Source organism: Bacillus mexicanus (assembly GCF_050445615.1).
Classification (GTDB): domain Bacteria; phylum Bacillota; class Bacilli; order Bacillales; family Bacillaceae; genus Bacillus; species Bacillus mexicanus.
The window spans coordinates 752,498-767,877 of the sequence record NZ_JBCEYV010000002.1 but is presented as its reverse complement, the minus strand read 5'-3'; the positions used below and the strand labels follow the sequence as shown (position 1 = coordinate 767,877).

The 15,380-nt window shown below is 44.0% G+C and carries 16 protein-coding genes, 1 pseudogene and 3 riboswitches; of the genes and pseudogenes, 5 read left to right on the top strand and 12 right to left on the bottom strand.

Annotated features, from left to right (window positions below; translation table 11 throughout):
• Positions 1 to 35: 35 nt before the first annotated feature.
• A riboswitch (SAM riboswitch) is annotated at positions 36 to 142 on the bottom strand.
• 67 nt (positions 143 to 209) lie between these two features.
• From AAGG74_RS13550 to AAGG74_RS13510, 9 genes are all read right to left on the bottom strand, one after another.
• Positions 210 to 1,343 (bottom strand): 5-methyltetrahydropteroyltriglutamate--homocysteine S-methyltransferase, encoded by a 1,134-nt coding sequence (locus tag AAGG74_RS13550; RefSeq protein ID WP_162103652.1) that lies wholly within the window; start codon positions 1,341 to 1,343, stop codon positions 210 to 212.
• An 83-nt stretch (positions 1,344 to 1,426) separates the two neighbouring features.
• Positions 1,427 to 1,534: riboswitch (SAM riboswitch) on the bottom strand.
• Between the two features lie 66 nt (positions 1,535 to 1,600).
• The gene (locus AAGG74_RS13545; protein ID WP_429675804.1) at positions 1,601 to 2,089 is read right to left on the bottom strand and encodes an LURP-one-related/scramblase family protein; all 489 of its coding nucleotides are present in this window, start codon (positions 2,087 to 2,089) and stop codon (positions 1,601 to 1,603) included.
• A gap of 124 nt (positions 2,090 to 2,213) precedes the next feature.
• Complete coding sequence (locus AAGG74_RS13540; protein WP_429675803.1) at positions 2,214 to 2,441, bottom strand: hypothetical protein; 228 nt, start codon at positions 2,439 to 2,441, stop codon at positions 2,214 to 2,216.
• A 330-nt stretch (positions 2,442 to 2,771) separates the two neighbouring features.
• Complete coding sequence (locus tag AAGG74_RS13535) at positions 2,772 to 2,897, bottom strand: hypothetical protein (RefSeq protein ID WP_258894769.1); 126 nt, start codon at positions 2,895 to 2,897, stop codon at positions 2,772 to 2,774.
• A gap of 103 nt (positions 2,898 to 3,000) precedes the next feature.
• Positions 3,001 to 4,233 (bottom strand): peptidase T, encoded by a 1,233-nt coding sequence (gene pepT, locus AAGG74_RS13530; RefSeq protein ID WP_429675802.1) that lies wholly within the window; start codon positions 4,231 to 4,233, stop codon positions 3,001 to 3,003.
• 49 nt (positions 4,234 to 4,282) lie between these two features.
• Complete coding sequence (locus tag AAGG74_RS13525) at positions 4,283 to 4,939, bottom strand: response regulator transcription factor (protein ID WP_429675801.1); 657 nt, start codon at positions 4,937 to 4,939, stop codon at positions 4,283 to 4,285.
• On the bottom strand, positions 4,926 to 6,143 hold the full coding sequence (locus AAGG74_RS13520; RefSeq protein WP_429675800.1) for a sensor histidine kinase: 1,218 nt from the start codon (positions 6,141 to 6,143) through the stop codon (positions 4,926 to 4,928). The genes AAGG74_RS13525 and AAGG74_RS13520 overlap by 14 nt, the downstream gene beginning before the upstream one ends.
• A 17-nt stretch (positions 6,144 to 6,160) precedes the next feature.
• On the bottom strand, positions 6,161 to 6,634 hold the full coding sequence (locus AAGG74_RS13515) for a CcdC protein domain-containing protein (RefSeq protein ID WP_429675799.1): 474 nt from the start codon (positions 6,632 to 6,634) through the stop codon (positions 6,161 to 6,163).
• Between the two features lie 20 nt (positions 6,635 to 6,654).
• Positions 6,655 to 6,792 carry a hypothetical protein gene (locus AAGG74_RS13510; RefSeq protein ID WP_429675798.1) on the bottom strand — a complete coding sequence of 46 codons (138 nt, stop codon included), beginning with the start codon at positions 6,790 to 6,792 and terminating at the stop codon, positions 6,655 to 6,657.
• A 41-nt stretch (positions 6,793 to 6,833) separates the two neighbouring features.
• Here AAGG74_RS13510 and galE point away from each other — a divergent pair, with 41 nt between their 5' ends.
• Entirely contained in the window at positions 6,834 to 7,856 is a 1,023-nt protein-coding gene (gene galE / locus AAGG74_RS13505) for a UDP-glucose 4-epimerase GalE (RefSeq protein WP_429675797.1), read from the top strand.
• 34 nt (positions 7,857 to 7,890) lie between these two features.
• Here galE and AAGG74_RS13500 read toward each other — a convergent pair whose 3' ends face one another.
• A complete protein-coding gene (locus AAGG74_RS13500) occupies positions 7,891 to 8,814 on the bottom strand; it encodes a zinc ribbon domain-containing protein (protein ID WP_429675796.1) in 924 nt (307 codons plus the stop codon).
• Positions 8,815 to 9,090: 276 nt separating this feature from the next.
• A riboswitch (guanidine-I (ykkC/yxkD leader) is annotated at positions 9,091 to 9,193 on the top strand.
• Between the two features lie 69 nt (positions 9,194 to 9,262).
• Here AAGG74_RS13500 and AAGG74_RS13495 point away from each other — a divergent pair.
• Positions 9,263 to 10,099: a YitT family protein gene (locus AAGG74_RS13495; protein WP_162103660.1), complete on the top strand. Its 837-nt coding sequence runs from the start codon at positions 9,263 to 9,265 to the stop codon at positions 10,097 to 10,099.
• A 41-nt stretch (positions 10,100 to 10,140) separates the two neighbouring features.
• Here the strand turns inward: AAGG74_RS13495 and AAGG74_RS13490 are convergent, their stop codons facing one another.
• Positions 10,141 to 11,598 (bottom strand): aldehyde dehydrogenase family protein, encoded by a 1,458-nt coding sequence (locus tag AAGG74_RS13490; protein WP_429675795.1) that lies wholly within the window; start codon positions 11,596 to 11,598, stop codon positions 10,141 to 10,143.
• 162 nt (positions 11,599 to 11,760) lie between these two features.
• Here AAGG74_RS13490 and AAGG74_RS13485 point away from each other — a divergent pair, with 162 nt between their 5' ends.
• The 3 genes from AAGG74_RS13485 to AAGG74_RS13475 all read left to right on the top strand — a co-directional run bounded on the left by AAGG74_RS13485 (position 11,761) and on the right by AAGG74_RS13475 (position 15,123).
• Positions 11,761 to 12,654 carry a PucR family transcriptional regulator gene (locus tag AAGG74_RS13485; RefSeq protein ID WP_429675794.1) on the top strand — a complete coding sequence of 298 codons (894 nt, stop codon included), beginning with the start codon at positions 11,761 to 11,763 and terminating at the stop codon, positions 12,652 to 12,654.
• A 118-nt stretch (positions 12,655 to 12,772) separates the two neighbouring features.
• Positions 12,773 to 13,870, top strand: coding sequence for a maltodextrin ABC transporter ATP-binding protein MsmX (gene msmX / locus AAGG74_RS13480; RefSeq protein WP_162103663.1), 1,098 nt, complete (start codon positions 12,773 to 12,775; stop codon positions 13,868 to 13,870).
• Positions 13,871 to 14,283: 413 nt separating this feature from the next.
• Entirely contained in the window at positions 14,284 to 15,123 is an 840-nt protein-coding gene (locus AAGG74_RS13475) for a polysaccharide deacetylase family protein (protein ID WP_429675793.1), read from the top strand.
• A gap of 13 nt (positions 15,124 to 15,136) precedes the next feature.
• On the opposite strand, the pseudogene AAGG74_RS13470 reads toward AAGG74_RS13475, so the two are convergent.
• Positions 15,137 to 15,327: pseudogene (locus AAGG74_RS13470) on the bottom strand (hypothetical protein).
• Between the last annotated feature and the right edge of the window lie 53 nt (positions 15,328 to 15,380).

The following is a 15,380-nucleotide window of genomic DNA, read 5'->3' as shown; positions in this document are numbered from 1 at the left end:
CCTTGGGATAAGGAAGAGCTTGTCTGACAATCTCAACCTTATCTTCAAGAACAATCATTGTTCTAAAGGATTTAGCACCATTCTGTTAAACAGCGGTTGCCGGGTATCGCAGGGCCAGTCCCTCCACCTCTCTTGATAAGGAAAACCTTTTATGAAATTTTCTGATATTATCTATTATTCACACATTTTCTGATTCTGTCAATGATAGATTATCTCCACACATCATTGGCGATGTTGATGACATGACGCAGCTTCGCCCATTGCTGCTCCTCTGTCAAAAGATTGCCTTCTTCTGTAGAGGCGAAACCGCATTGCGGGCTGAGGCACAGCTGATCCAGGCTGACAAAGCGCGCGGCTTCATGAATTCGGCGTTTCACATCTTCAGGATTTTCAAGCTCGCCGTATTTCGATGTAATCAAACCGAGCACAATGTGCAGATCCTTGCGCTTCACAAAACGGAGAGGATCAAAGTTTCCAGAGCGGTCATCATCGTATTCCAAGAACAGTCCATCCAAGTGTAAGCCGTCCAAAATCGTTTCTGCAACAGCATCATAGCCTCCTGATGCCGCCCAAGTTGAACGGAAGTTGCCCCGGCAAATGTGCATCGTGATTGTTAAATCATCAGGCCGGTCTGCCACTGCCTCGTTAATCGTTTTGGCGAACAAGGCAGGCAATGTTTCTGGATCGCCGCCGAGTGCCCGGACAACTTCTCTGCCTTTTTCCTCAAAGAAAAGGGACCATGACGTATCATCAAGCTGAAGGTAACGGCATCCGGCATCATAAAAGGCTTTGATTGCTTTTTTGTACGCTTGGGCCAGATCATGAAAGTATTCCTCTTGGTCGTCATAAACTTTTTTATCCGCCTTTTCACCAAAAAACAGCATATTCGGGCTCGGAATCGTCAGTTTTGGTGTCGCATCTCCAGCAATTTCTTGTAAAAATCGATAATCAGCAAGCGCTGGGTGATCCGTAAAATCGAGTTTTCCCGTCACTTTGATGCTGCGTGCTTTTGTTTTTGCATTGTGGAACTGAATTCCTTCCGCCGGAATAAACGGTTCCACTCCGTCAAGCCCCTCCAGGAAATCATAATGCCACCAAGAACGGCGGAATTCCCCATCAGTTACCACTTCAAGGCCAATTTCTTTTTGCTTGTCTACAATCCGGATGATTTCTTGATTTTCGATTTCACGAAGCTGTTCTGCTGTGACCTTGCCGGCCGCTTTCTTCTGCCGTGCTTCTTTCACCGGAACAGATCGCAGTAAACTGCCAACATGATCGGCACGGAAGGGAGCGCTGTGTTGTTTTGCTGGTTTTTGTCCCGCACCATTTGTTTGTTGAGCCATGTCATTCGCCTCTTTTCTGAAATGTGTTGAACATAAAAAAGCTCTTCCTTCGAGTAAGGAAGAGCTTGAATGATCAAATCTCCGCCTCATCTGCAAGAACGCAATGTTCTAAAGGATTTAGCACCATTCTGTTGTGAAACAGCGGTTGCCGGGTATCATAGGGCCAGTCCCTCCACCTCTCTTGATAAGGTACATCTGCATATTCAAATTTCAATTATCTTAATATTATTACTTTTAGATCAATTGTCAATGATATTTTAGAAAATATGGTCATCTTTATCTTCATATAACACCATATCAAGCACGATAGCGATAGCCGTGCAGATCAGCACATCTTCTTCGTTTGCAATCTGCAAATGATAGGAATCACCCCAGCTGAGCCACTTCTTGCTGACTGACATTCGGACATTCTCTCCATCTGTTATCTGGAATTCATTTTTCCACAAGTCACCGTCGATTTCCCAGCTGAGCTTGGAAATTTCAAATTTCGGTTTGAAAAATGTTACTTTTTTCGTCACCTCACAAACCAATTCATTCCCAATTGAAATCTCATATCTCGGCAAAAAAGACATTACTTTTTGTTCGATAGAAACGAGCGATTTTCCGGATGAATCTGTCATTTGCAGCGAGTCGCCTAACGAAAAAAACCGGCCCTCTACCTTGAATTTCTCTTGTTCATCCCGGTCATAAATGTGGAATGCATCTTTAAACGAGAACATTTTTTGTTTCATAAATAAATCGATCATTGCGCAGTCTCCTTTGAATTCGCCTTGTAAAAGATTACGGACAGGGGGTAAAAAGGTTTCAAGTTATGTTTTTAAAATGAAAAAGGCTGCAATTGGTCAGCAGCCTTTTCCTTGAAATATAGGTTTAGGAAAGATGCATCCGGCGTTTTTGGCGGATGGCGTCAAGGTCGATTAGGTTGTTTTGATGAGGTGCGGCTGCTGGCAGAGGGCTTGTCTTTTGCGGTTTGCGGCGATTGTCCTTGCTGAAAGAAAAAAGAAGATAGCCACATAATGCGATGATAATAAATAGAATCATTTTACATACCTCCCAAAAATTGTTTTGGTATTCTCTATTATACAGATAAAACGCCAATAAGTATTCAAAAAATTCTTAATCTACAAAAAATAAATAGCTGCCCCTCAAAAACAGTCTAACCTGATAATCTGAAAATAGTCTTATAAAATGGTGAGTTCTCTTGTTGATGATTGGTTATATAGTTACTATCGGCGGGTGGTTAAATTCCTTTATATAACTTTTAACCTAAATTAAACTAATTCCTATTGCCTGTTTTCTGGGTGGGGGCGCTTGCTTGTTTGGTTTATACCCTATTTTTCGTAATTGAACACAAAAAACCCAAATGACGGAGTATTTGGGCGATGGGAGTGAACGCGGGTTGTTTTTTGGGGAGATATAAGTGACTGATCAAAAGAAGCGTTTGAACATCTTTCTGATTTTTTGAAAGGGACTCGATTTCTTTTGGGTGTTAAGCGGTCTGGCTGTCATCCATTTTTTCAATAGACTCTTAGCGGCGATTGCATGTTTGGTCATCGGTTTTTCCTCCTCATTCGTCAATACTTGTTTTACGGAGGAAGTATTCGAAATGTTTCGTTTTTACGCAAAAAACCAGCCCTTTTTGGACTGGTCTTCCGCATTACGCCTGTTCTTCAAACAGTTTTGCAATCTCAACGATGACATTTACGGCTTTGACCATGTTATCGGCTGAGATGTATTCAAATTTGCCGTGGAAGTTTTCCCCGCCGGTAAAGATATTTGGTGTGGGGAGTCCCATGTAGGACAGCTGGGATCCGTCCGTGCCGCCGCGGATTGGAGAAATCTTTGGTTCAATGCCGAGGTTTTCCATTGCTTGCTTGGCGGTATTGACGATTTCAATGACAGGTTCGATTTTCTCTCTCATGTTGTAGTATTGATCGTTCATATCAAGCTGAATCCGGTCTTGGCCATATTTGTTTTGAAGTTCCTCAACGACACGCTTCATTGTTTGTTTTCTGTTTTGAAAGTGATCTTTGTCAAAGTCTCTTATAAGGTAATAGAGTTTTGTTTCCTCTACATCCCCTTGCATCGACAGCAGGTGGTAGAAGCCTTCGTAGCCTTCTGTGTATTCAGGCGCTTCGTTTGCCGGAAGCAGGCTGTTCAGCTTCATTGCGATTTTTGCAGAGTTGATCATTTTCCCTTTTGCCGTGCCGGGATGTACGTTGTTTCCTTTGATCGTGATTTTTGCTGAAGCGGCATTGAAGCTTTCGTATTCAAGTTCGCCGAGAGGGCCGCCGTCAACTGTGTAGGCAAAGGACGCATTAAATCGTTTCACATCAAATTTGTGCGGGCCTCTGCCGATTTCTTCATCGGGCGTAAAGGCGACTCTGATCGTGCCATGTTTGATCTCAGGGTGTTTGATGAGGTAATCCATAGCTGTCATGATTTCTGCGATCCCGGCCTTATTGTCTGCGCCGAGAAGGGTGGTGCCGTCTGTGGTGATGAGTGTGTGGCCTTTATAGCCGGACAGTTCCGGATATTGATCAGGCGACAGGGTGACCTGCAGCTTTTCATTGAGAACAATGTCTTTTCCGTCGTAGCTTTCAATGATTTGCGGATTGACGTTTTTGCCAGTAAAGTCTATGGCGGTATCGACGTGGGCTAGAAAGCCGATTGTCGGCACGTCTTTTTCAGTATTGGAGGGAAGAGTCGCCATGACATAGCCATATTCATCAATAGCTGCATCCTGCATGCCGATTGATTTTAATTCATCAACGAGCATGTTTCCTAACGTCAACTGGCCGGATGTGGAAGGGCAAGTGTCGACGGATTCATCGGACTGCGTGTCGACTTTTACGTATGTAGTAAACCGTTCAATGATGTCTTCTTTCATTTCCAATCATCTCCTTTGTCTTATTTTATCATGGCGGGATGAGAGATTTCTATTGCACAATACCGTTTCGAATAGCAAAAACGACTGCCTGTGTCCGATCTTGGGCATTGCACTTTTGGAGAATGCGGTGCACATGGGTTTTTACGGTGCTTTCACTGACGAAAAGCGCTTCCGCAATATCTTCATTTCTCAACCCGTAGGCCATTTGCTGAAGAACTTCGAGCTCTCTTTTAGTAAACGGATCTGCCGGTTCTTCGGCTTGAGTTTGCTGCTTCGAGCGAAATGTCTCGCTGATAATTTTAGCCGCTGTGGCTGTGCGAAAAATTGCTTCGCCTCTGGCCGCGGCGCGAATGGCGTCAATCAATTCTTCAGGAAGCGTATCTTTCAGCAGATAGCCGACTGCGCCTGCGCGAATTCCTTCAAAGACATATTCTTCGGTATCAAAGGTTGTTAAAATGACAATTTTCGTATCTGGAAGTGCGGACATAATGTCTTTCGCCGCTTCAATGCCTGAGCGATGCGGCATTTGGACATCCATCAGGATGACGTTGGGTTTTGTTTGCTTTGCCAGCGCAATAATGCCGTATCCGTCGCCAGCCTCACCGGAAACCTCCATATCCGGCTGTGCGTTGATGACGTAACGGAAGCCTTCGCGTACAAGCGGCTGATCATCGGCAAGTGCGACGCGTATTTTATCTTTGTTCATCTTTTTTCTCCTTATTCGTTATCGTCAACGGCAATGCCAGCTCAATTTGCAGGCCGCTCGGCTGTACGGCGCTGAAAGAAAGAGAGCCACCTGCTATTTCAGCGCGCTCTTTCATTCCTGTCAGCCCAAATCCGCAAGTAAGATTGCCGGTGAATTGCCCGTCGTCGGTGATGGTAAGGTAGAGATGGGTTTCGTCGTTAGATAGGACGACAGCCGCTTGGTCAGCGTGAGCATGACGAATCGTATTGGTCAGGCCTTCCTGCAAAATGCGATAGATCGTTTCGCTTACATGTTGAGGCCAAGACTCTTCTGACAGGCCAGCAGTGTCTAACGAAACGTGCAAACCGCTCCGTTCCTCCACTTGATGAATAAGTCCCCGCAAAGCCGTAAGACCGACCAGCGATTCACTTCGGCCCATTTGGTGAACGACAGACCGGACTTCCTGAAGGCATTCTCTGGCGACAGTCAGTACATTTTGAATGACTTTTTCTGAATCCTCCTTGCTGCTTTTCAGGATATAGGGAAGAGATTGAAGCTGAACAATCACAGAAGTCAGCTCATGACCAATGCTGTCATGAATGTCGCGGGCAATTCTTGTACGCTCCTCGAGGACCGCGTATCTTAAAGAAAGAACAGAAGCCTCCTGCAGCTCTGCGTGTGCTTTCTGGAGTTCTTCATGCGCCTGCTCCAGCTGCTCATGCATTTTCGCCAATTCAGCATGATTCCGTTCGGCCTCTCTTCTCGCTTCTCGCCTGAAACGAACGGAGGAGAAAAAGACGTACAGTCCGATCATGATCGAGATGTTGCCAATGATGGTATCCAAGTTCCCGCCATGTATGGATAGCACAAGTATATTGCCGCCAATTATACATGCTGTAAATATGATGGAAAACCGTGAAGGGAGCCAAAAGGCCGCATAAATCATTAAAAATACAATCAAAAAATAGGCGGCTCCCTGTTCTTGACCTGTATCAAGCCAAAGAAAAATGGTAAGGAGCCAAAGCCCGATAAATATGCTCAATTTGACAGCTACGGATGCTGCATAGCGAATGATCCAAATGAATGCTAAGTACACCGCAAACACAAACGCTAACAAAATAGAATTAGCTTGACCTGGATGAAATAAAAATTGTATGCAATTCAAAATGAGAATAAGGCTCGGCACAAGCTTCATGTAGTGCCGAGCCGGAGATTGTCGGTTCATGCTGGTCCTTCTTTCAGTTATTGAATGGATACTTTGCCAGCGGTCAGCCGTCTGTAAGCTTTGTAAAGCATGATGTTGCGGGCTGTGATGGTGCCGAGGGGAATGAAGAACATAGAATGAATAATGGCAATAAAAATCTCATTGCTCTCAGGAAGCCATGTTCTCGCGGCCATGCGCAAAGAAAGTATCACTAGAATGAGGATAACACTTCCAAGGGAACCGCGTGAAGTGACCTTTCCGGTTTCCGGGTGAATCCGGACGTTTACCATTCTTCCGATGCCAAACCCGCAGGCCAGCCCGATCAGTAATAAAAGGCCGCTGACCGCAACGTGTAAAGCTGAATGAAAATACGCCGGCTGAAATGATGCTGATACGCCCCATAACAGCAAGAGCGGAATGATCAGCAGCTTCCCGGGCTTTACCGTTCTTTCTCGATACATCGATAAAACAATAAGAATAAAGACTATAAAAATATAAGGGCTCATCGCCATGTCATCAAATCCTTTCTGCATTAAGCATAGCGAATATGCAGAAAAAAAACGTCAACCGGCAGATTGATTTTTCTGATCTGTCCTCTGCCAACTTGGCCGGAATAATATGAAACAATGATTAAACTTCTTGAAAATGGATGCGGACCCGTTTTAAACATTATATAATGATCCCAGGTCATTTTTTAGGAGGGTTTACATCATGGCAATACTTGTAACAGGCGGCGCGGGATACATCGGGAGCCACACATGTGTTGAATTATTAAATAGCGGCTATGACATTGTCGTTCTTGACAATCTATCCAACAGTTCGGCGGAGGCGCTGAACCGCGTCAAGGAGATTACGGGAAAAGATTTAACATTCTATGAAGCGGATCTGTTGGACCGTAAAGCGGTAGATTCCGTTTTTGCAGAAAATGAAATCGAAGCTGTAATTCATTTTGCGGGGTTAAAAGCAGTCGGTGAATCTGTTGCGATTCCGCTCAAATATTATCATAACAACCTGACGGGTACGTTTATTTTATGCGAGGTCATGGAGAAGTACGGCGTCAAGAAAATCGTGTTCAGTTCATCTGCCACGGTGTATGGCGTTCCGGAAACATCGCCAATTACGGAGGACTTTCCATTAGGCGCGACAAATCCTTATGGGCAGACGAAGCTCATGCTTGAACAAATTTTGCGTGATTTGCATACAGCCGACAATGAATGGAGCGTCGCGCTGCTTCGTTACTTTAATCCATTCGGTGCGCATCCAAGCGGACGGATCGGTGAAGACCCGAACGGCATTCCGAATAACCTCATGCCGTATGTGGCGCAGGTAGCTGTCGGCAAGCTTGATCAATTAAGCGTATTCGGCAATGATTATCCGACAAAAGATGGGACAGGGGTACGCGATTATATTCATGTCGTTGATCTCGCTGAAGGACATGTCAAAGCATTGGAAAAAGTATTGAATGCCACAGGAGCAGATGCCTATAATCTCGGAACGGGTACAGGCTACAGTGTGCTTGAAATGGTCAAAGCCTTTGAAAAAGTGTCAGGGAAAGAAGTTCCGTACCGTTTTGCGGACCGTCGACCTGGAGACATCGCCACCTGCTTCGCAGATCCTGCGAAAGCAAAGCGTGAACTGGGCTGGGAAGCAAAACGAGGCCTGGAAGAAATGTGTGCCGACTCTTGGAGATGGCAGTCTTCTAATGTGAATGGGTATAAGAGTGCGAAAGCATAAAAAGAAGAGCTAGGGTTTTCCCTAGCTCTTCTTTTTATTTATCCAAGTTTACTTCAAATGTAAATGGGTTGATTGTAATATCGTAGTTTTCGGAAGAACCATCTAAAATAATATTCGCTGTTTTGCTTTCGATTTTAGGAAAAGCAATAACGCCTTCAGTTTTAACGCCCGGTAAGATTTCACTTTGAATTTTAGGATACTCTGAAAGGTCGGATTTAGGCTCGATTTGTTTATTATCAGCTGTAATTTTGGCATTGAATTTATAAAAATTGATTTCATCTTTTGATTTGTTTTCTATATTTACATATAGGCGAGTTTCTTTTTCAGCAAGTTCAACCTTTTGAAGCGTAAGTGCAAATCCGTGCTGGTTTTGTGTTTTATTCACGTTAATTGTTTTTTGAGCTGGAGCAAAAGCTGTTGCATAGTCGCTTTTTTCAATGGAATCGGCAACAATTCTCGGTGCTGAAACAGATCCACCCAATGCGTTTTCGCCATCAAATTTGTCTTTCACTGTACCGACTACATGAATAATATCGTCATCTTTAATATCTAAATTAGAATCGTCACTCATAATAATAGTATTTTTGCTTAACTTTTCTGGATTGTTATAGCCTTGAAGGTATGTACCATTTTCGTCTTGTTCAACGTCAAAAACTTTAACATATAGATCAACTTTATAATTTTTAAATTGATCGGCATTGGTATATAGTTTTTCCATATCAGCCTTTTGTACTGTTTTCGCTGACTTTTTAGAGTCGGAGCTGGTAGAAGCTTGAGAGTCTGTATCGTTTCCGATATTTGCAAAAATGATGAAAATGATAACGATCGCTAAAATAAATGTAATGATTTTATGTCTCATAAAAAAGTTGCGTTGATCCTTACCGCAGTTCGGACATTTTTTAACACCTTTTGCAATCTCTTGACCGCAAGCTTTACAGTGTGTTAGTTTACCTGACATTTTATTTCCTCCTATGTAATTAAATGCTTAAAATATATGTTCTATTTTGCCTATATATTTTCGTATAGTCAATGATAAATTACAGATAAAATTTTAAATTTTAATTTTTAGAAAAGGTGCTTTTTATCATATCGGTTAAAAGTTTTCATTTATTAACAGTTAAATGTCTTTTTCTTTCTCTTAATTTACTGACCAAATCTCCGCAAACACCCCTTGAATCAATCCAAACCGTCACTTATAATGCTAATATCAGAAAGAAAAAATGATAGGATAATAACATTGGTTTTCTAGGGTTCCGCAATGGAAATTGGACTGTGACCGAGAGAAAACACATAGCAGCCCGGCTGTTATGACACGGTGGGATAAAAGCCCAGGAGTTTCTGCTCTTTTACGAGAGCGTACTCCTGGGTTTTTTTGTTGATAGGATCTGGAGAAGGAGTGTTTTGTGATGAAAAAGAAAATGCTTGATGTGCTGATGCTTGTGATTGGCGCTTTTTTCTTCGCGCTTGCGGTGAATTTGTTTGCGATTCCCAATGACCTTGGAGAAGGCGGGGTCACTGGGATTACGCTGATTTTGTATTATGTGTTTCAATGGTCTCCCGGGATAACGAACTTTATTTTAAATGCGTTTCTGCTTGTCGTCGGCTACAAATTTTTGGACGGTAAAACGACTATCTATACCATCATTGCCGTAGCGGCGAATTCGCTTTTCCTGCATCTGACACACGGGTGGAGCATTCCGTCTGATGAATTGATCATCAATACAATTTTCGCAGGTGTCTTTGCGGGAGTCGGGATCGGGATCATTATCCGGGTTGGCGGGACGACAGCTGGTTCCGCGATTTTGGCCAGAATTGCTAATAAATATTTAGACTGGAATGTCAGCTACGCGCTCTTGTTTTTTGATTTACTCGTCGTATTTAGCTCATATTTTATCATTGGCACGGAAAAAATGATGTTTACCATCGTGATGCTGTATATCGGTACGAAAGTGATGGACTTCATTATTGAAGGCTTGAATACGAAAAAAGCCATTACGGTTATTTCGGAACATAAGAGTGAGATTGCTAAGCAGGTAAATACCTTGATGGACCGGGGAGTGACGATTTTATCGGGAAAGGGAAACTATACGGGCCAATCCAAAGAAATTTTGTATATCGTCATTAATAAACAGGAGCTGTCCATGCTGAAGAAAATCATCAGAAGCTGCGATAAAAAAGCATTTGTGATCGTTCATGACGTACGCGATGTATTCGGTGAAGGCTTTGTTGATATATCGAAATAATGAAAAATCCCTCTGCGTGCAAAGCAGAGGGATTCGTTCGTTTAGAACGGATATTTGCGGTATTGCTTCTGTATCGAAATCCATTTCGTTACGGTAAATTCCTCGACCACCCACGGATTTCCGAAGCGGCCGACTCCGCTGGCTTTGTTTCCGCCAAAGGCGATATTCGGCGAGTCATTGACGGACTGGTCGTTGACATGGGTCATGCCGCTGTCAATTTGCAGGGCGAATGCTTCACCTTTTTCTAAATCAGAAGTAAAAACTGCCGAGCTAAGGCCGTATTCTGTATCATTTGCCATGTCAATCGCTTCCTGGTCGCTGGAGGCTTTGATAATGGTTGCAATCGGGGCAAACAGCTCCGTTTGGGCAATATTGCTGTTGTTGTCGGCACCGACAAAGACGTACGGTGTGAGTACGTTCCCGACACGTTTTCCTTCAACCGCAAGTTCGATGCCGTCTGCCTTTGCCTGCTCAATGATCTCCAGCGCTTTTTCGATTTGGCGCTCGTTGATCAGCGGGCCGACAACGGTTTTCGAGTCGGTTTGATCACCGTATGGAAGCTGTTTGACACGGGCGGTGAATTTTTTGACAAATTCGTCGTACACTTCTTGATGAACGATGATCCTGTTGATAATCATGCAGATTTGCCCTTGGTGAATAAATTTCCCGAAAATCGCCGCGTCCACAGCACGGTCGACATCTGCGTCAGAAAGAACGGCGAAGGGGTTGTTGCCGCCGAGCTCAAGGGCCATCCGCTTGAAGTCACGCCCGGCGATTTCACCGATGCGGCGCCCGACAGCGGTTGATCCTGTAAAGCTGATTAATTTCGGGATCGGATTGGTCAGCATGCCGTCTCCGATTTCCTTTAAATCCGTCAGTATGACGTTGAGGACACCCGCAGGAAGACCGGCGTGTTCAAACGCTTTCGCAATGATGGTTCCGCCGGAAAGAGCGGTTTGGATATCAGGCTTGTGAACAACACTGTTTCCCAGCGCAATTGCCGGAGCAATGGTTCTCATGGATAAATTCATTGGAAAATTAAATGGAGAAATCGATGAAATGACACCGAGCGGAAGGCGGTAAATCTTATTGATTTTCCCTTCAATACCGGATGGAACCTCTTTGACGCCGCCTAATTCGCCGGTGTATGTCATCGCTTCATCTAAAATCGCAATTGTTTGGTCAAGCTCGATCGTTGATTTTATGATTGTACCGCCGGTTTCGCGGGAAATCATCATGATGATGTCATCACGGTTTTCCTGTAAGTAGCCGCGCGCTTTTTGCAGGACTGCTTTTCGGTCTTCTGCTGTGCTCTTGGCCCACTCTTTTTGCGCCTGCTGTGCAATGTCAAAGGCATCCTCCAGCTGTTTGCATGTTGCCAGAGTGGCTGTTGTGATGACAGTCTGGTCATACGGATTCAAAATGTCCTCCGTGCGCCCGCTTGCCCCTTTGATCCATTTTCCGTTGATAAAACTTTCGTTTAACGCTTCTAAACTCATTAATGATCATCCTCCTTTAGTTCTGCATACCCCTTACTGTTTCCACTGGAATTAATCAGTAAACGAACGCTTTCATTTTATCATCGCCTTTTTTTTATTGGAGAACCAGTGAATTTCGCCTTATACTGAATATACAGATCCTTACATAAGAGAGGAGACTCTATGAAATCGCTTCTGGCTGTATATCCCAGTTCGATTGTATCTGAGAAGCTTTGCGTAAAGGAAGACTGTCTATGCTTTTTTGATGAGAGCAGTCAGAGATATATCTCCATCCCGAAAACAGAGATCAGCGATAAAGAGGCCTTGCTGCTGCAGTCTTTTTTAACACCTGTGGATGGGGTCAATCAATTGTCTTTAAAGTCGCCGGAGGAAAACAAGTGGTTTGCGTTTCTTTTCTCTAAAGGAGAAGTGCCGGAGAGCATAAAAAAACGGACGAGATTTGTTCATTTTCATTTGCTCGGTAAAATAGAACGGACATCCTTTGCGGAAGCAGTTCGCCATTTTTGGCCGGTGCCTTTTGTGATTGTGTGGATGCATGAGGACAGAGGCGTGGTTGTCGAGCAGGAAAGTGAAGCGGCAGCGGGCAAGGACGAACTAGAATCACTCGCTAAGGTTCTTGAGGGTGATTTCTACTCCAGTGTCCGTTTTTATGCCGGGAGATTTTATGAACCGGATGAGAGTCTGCGTAACCATTATGCCCGGGAACAGACGTATTTCTTATTTGCTGAAAAACGGCTGCCCCAGATGCAGAGTGTAGCCTTTGAGATGATATTTCCTTTTTTATTATTAGAAACTGAAAAAGAAAAGCTTGAAACGCTGCTCTCTGAAGAAGCTGAGATTTTATTTGGAAATGAATCTGAGTTGAGGAAAACGATTAAGCTGTTCATTGAAAACAATTCAAATGTGACGTTAACGGCGAAAAAACTGCATCTGCATCGCAACAGTCTGCAATATCGGATTGATAAATTTATTGAGCGATCGGGGATAGACATTAAAACGTATAAAGGCTCACTGCTCGCCTATTTTATCTGCCTGCAAAGTGAAGCTTCAGAGTAAATTGGAAATATGCACGAAAAATAGCTGGTTGATTTTATGAAAGCTGCCTATTCCCGTGGTAGGAAAAGGTTGTTACACTCAATTTAGGAAAGCGTTTACATAAAAAGGGGGATGTGAAATGGCTGAATTGCGGATGGAGCACATTTATAAATACTATGATCAGAAGGAAGCGGCTGTTGACGACTTTAACCTTCATATTGACGATAAGGAATTTATCGTATTTGTCGGCCCGTCCGGCTGCGGGAAATCAACGACGCTGCGGATGGTCGCGGGCCTTGAAGAAATTTCGAAAGGTGATTTTTATATTGAAGGAAAACGGGTCAACGATGTGGCGCCAAAGGATAGGGACATCGCGATGGTATTTCAAAACTACGCGCTTTATCCCCATATGACGGTCTACGATAATATTGCATTCGGACTGAAGCTTCGAAAAATGCCAAAGCCAGAAATCAAGAAAAGGGTGGAAGAGGCCGCTAAAATTCTCGGGCTGGAGGACTATTTGCATCGCAAACCGAAAGCGCTTTCCGGAGGTCAGAGACAGCGGGTCGCACTAGGCCGTGCAATTGTGCGGGATGCAAAGGTATTCCTGATGGATGAGCCTTTGTCGAATCTGGACGCAAAGCTGAGGGTGCAAATGCGGGCGGAAATTATTAAGCTCCATCAGAGGCTGCAAACCACAACAATTTACGTGACGCATGACCAGACAGAAGCGTTGACGATGGCGACACGAATCGTCGTTATGAAAGACGGGAAAATTCAGCAGATCGGGACGCCAAAGGAAGTATATGAATTCCCTGAAAACGTATTTGTCGGCGGTTTTATCGGCTCACCAGCGATGAATTTTTTCAAAGGGAAGCTGACGGACAGTGTCATCAAAATCGGTTCTGCGGCATTAACCGTGCCGGAAGGGAAGATGAAGGTGCTGCGGGAAAAAGGCTACATCGGCAAAGAGGTCATTTTCGGCATCCGTCCTGAAAATATTCATGATGAATTGATTGTCGTGGAATCGTATAAGGACTCTTCCATTACAGCGAAAATCAATGTCGCAGAGCTGCTCGGTTCTGAGATCATGATTTATTCGCAGATCGGCAGCCAAGACTTCATCGCACGGATTGACGCCCGTCTCGATATTCAATCAGGTGATGAACTGACGGTTGCGTTTGACATGAATAAAGGCCATTTCTTTGACAGTGAGACAGAAGTGAGAATTCGTTGAGTTCAAAACTCTCGAGTGCCCTTTTTGCGATTCACATAAAAAAAGGGGAGGTATGGTATGCGGATGGGAGAAGTCGTTTATGGTTTTTGCGTACGTGGTTTCTAGGTGACTACAAAAAATCAGAATACAAGCAGAGCTAGCGGCTGCGAGGCGTAGGAAAACAGTGTTCCAATCATAGGTTTCATCACTGTACTGCCTGTTAACATCTGGAAAATATTGAAAAGAGAGCGGTTTACGCGCTCTCTTTTTGTTCGGTTTCAAATCGATTCCTCTTTATATCATTTTTTATTGCAAGTAAACGATTCGATTTCTTCCGTATTCAATTATCATGTGTGTTTTAAAGTTGTTCTTGAAAATCCAACAAATCAACCGATGAAAAAGGAGGAAGAAATAGACAGAAAGCAGGGAATCGATTGAAACGTTTTATTCTAAGCATTTTTCTTTTAGGAAGCTGCTTGGCTCTCGCGGCTTGCGCTGATCAAGAGGCAAACACGGAGCCTCAGATGCCGAAAGCTGAACAAAAGAAACCGGAAAAAAAGGCAGTGCATGTTCAGAAAAAAGAAGACGATACGTCCGCATGGATCAAAACAGAGAAACCGGCAAAGCTGCCGATTTTGATGTACCATAGCATTTCCTCTGGAAACAGCCTCCGTGTCCCGAAGGAAGAGTTCGAAGCGCATATGAAGTGGGTTCACGAAAACGGCTATCGGACATTAACGCCGAAAGAAGCGTACCTCATGCTGACACAGGATAAAAAGCCGAGTGAGAAATGCGTATTGATTACATTGGATGATGGATATACCGACAATTATCAAGATGCGTATCCAGTGCTAAAAAAGTACGGAATGAAGGCGACAATTTTTATGATAGGCAAATCGATTGGACATAAAAATCATCTTACAGAGAAGCAAATGAAGGAAATGGCGAAGCATGGCGTATCGATTGAAAGCCATACGATTGACCATCTTGAGCTGAATGGGTTAACGCCTGAACAGCAGCATAGTGAGATGGATGATTCGAAAAAACTGTTTGATCAGATGTTTCATCAGCAAACTTCTATCATCAGCTATCCGGTAGGGCGCTACAATGAGGAGACGCTGAAGGCCGCCAAAGATACGGGCTATCAAATGGGCGTGACGACAGAATCTGGCGCGGCATCGAGAGACCAAGGAATGTATGCTCTCCATCGCGTGCGCGTGTCGCCGGGCATGTCGGGTGCGTCTTTTGGTGCGTACATCGAATCAATGAAATGAAAAAAGGCGGCGCTCAATCGCCGCCCCCGCAGCCGGAATCACTGAAACCTCCGTCACTGCCGCATCCATCATGATGCGAGCCGTTGTCTGAATAACCGAAAACCCGCTATCAGCTTGCTGACGGCTTCTATTTTTCGAAGGTTGCGGCTGAATGATGTAAAGAAAAACAATAATAGAGATAATCAATAAAATGATCACCATCACTTCTCATCACTCCCTTGTTTCACCATATTTGTTATACGGGTCAAACGCTGATC